General features: G+C 68.3%; 2 protein-coding genes. Both read left to right on the top strand.

All coding sequences use genetic code 11. The features are described 5' to 3' along the window. Nucleotides 1–756, top strand: a 756-nt coding sequence (locus ABZW18_RS34685; protein WP_356195491.1) for an MMPL family transporter, incomplete at its 5' end; no start/stop codon positions are given. A 135-nt stretch (nt 757–891) separates the two neighbouring features. Beyond that, nucleotides 892–1,518, top strand: a complete 627-nt coding sequence (locus tag ABZW18_RS34680) for a tryptophan 7-halogenase (RefSeq protein WP_356195488.1) — start codon at nt 892–894, stop codon at nt 1,516–1,518. The last annotated feature ends 136 nt before the right edge of the window (nt 1,519–1,654 follow it).

Here is a 1,654-nt window from a genome sequence, read left to right as displayed (position 1 = left end):
GGTCCCGCGCAGGACGCCGACTTCATCGACGCGGTCTACGGATCGCTCGGCCTCATCGTGCTCTTCGTCGCCCTGATCACCTTCATCGTCCTGGCTCGCACGCTGCGTTCGGTGGTGCTCCCGCTGAAGGCGCTGGTGCTCAACGCGCTCTCCACCTGCGCGGCGTACGGCGTGATCGTCCTCATCTGGCAGAAGGGCTACGGCAGCGAGGCGTTGTTCGACACCCCGGCCATCGGAGCCGTGACCATCTGGATTCCCATGGCGGTCTTCGCGTTCCTCTTCGGACTGTCCATGGACTACGAGGTGTTCATCCTGCACCGCATCCGGGAGACCCATCTCGACCTGGCCGCCAAGGGGGAGCGGAACACCGTGGTGCCGTCCGTCGTGACCGGCATCAGCCGCACCGGACGGCTCGTCACCTCCGCGGCCCTCATCCTCTTCCTGGCCTTCACCGCGCTGGCCAGCATCCCGATCACCGATGTGAAGGTGTTCGCCACCGCACTGGCGGCGGGCATCATCATCGACGCCACCGTGGTCCGGGGCTTCCTCACCCCGGCACTGGTCACCCTCCTGGGGCGGTCCAACTGGTGGTTCCCCCACTCCTTGGGCCGGTTGCTCGCCATCCCCGGACGGTCGTCCGGCGGGGGATCCCGGCCCGCCTCCGACGAGGCAGCCTCCAGCCCGGAGCACTCCTCGGAGGGCGAGCAGCCGTCCGCCGCCCGGACCCCCGAGGAGTTGCAGCAGGGCCGCGTCTGACCGCAGGGCCACCGCCCTACGGGGCGGTGGCCTATGTGTGCTTATTCGCGCCTTCATCGGCACCCGACAACGTGATGGGGCGGACGCGGAGCCACTGCGACGTCCGGGACTCGACGACTGCGAAGGGAACCGACAGTGTCCAAGCAGAAGCCGAGCTACGACGTGGTGATCCTCGGATCGGGCATCGCCGGATCCACCCTCGGCGCCGTACTGGCCCGCAGCGGTGTCAGGGTGCTACTCGCTGACGGGGCCACCCACCCGCGTTTCGCGGTGGGTGAGTCGATGATTCCCCAGCTCGTCGCATGGCTGCAGGTGATCGCCGAGCGTTTCGACGTCCCCGAGTTCCAGGCACTGGCCGATGCGACCACCATCAACGAGCAGGTGAGCAACACCTTCGGGCGTAAGCGGCACTTCGGCTTCATGCTGCACCGGCCGGGCGAGGAGCCCGACCCGACGGAGGCGCACCAGTTCGTCATACCCGACGCGCTGACCTCCGAGAGCCACCTCTTCCGGCAGGACAGCGACGCCTATCTCTTCCGGGTCGCGGTCGGGTACGGCTGCGCCACACGGCAGCAGTGGCGGGTGGCGCAGATCGCCTTCGACGACGACGGTGTGACGCTGACCGGCACCGACGAACGGGAGGTCACGGCACGCTATGTGGTGGACGCCAGCGGCTTCCGCTCACCGCTCGCGGACCACTTGGGGCTGCGTGAGCAGCCAGCCCGGTTCCAGCACCACTCCGCTCCCTGTTCACGCATATGATCGGGGTGCGCCCCTTCGACGATGTGGTGCGCGCCCCCGCCGAGCCGGCCGCCCGTGCGCTGGCACGAGGGCACCATGCACCACCTCTTCGAGCGCGGCTGGTTCTGGATCATCCCGTTCGATAACCATGAGCTCT

The organism is Streptomyces sp. NPDC004647, from assembly GCF_040609575.1.
Classification (GTDB): domain Bacteria; phylum Actinomycetota; class Actinomycetes; order Streptomycetales; family Streptomycetaceae; genus Streptomyces.
The sequence above is the reverse complement of the archived record's forward strand: the minus strand, read 5'-3'. Positions and strand labels throughout refer to the sequence as shown.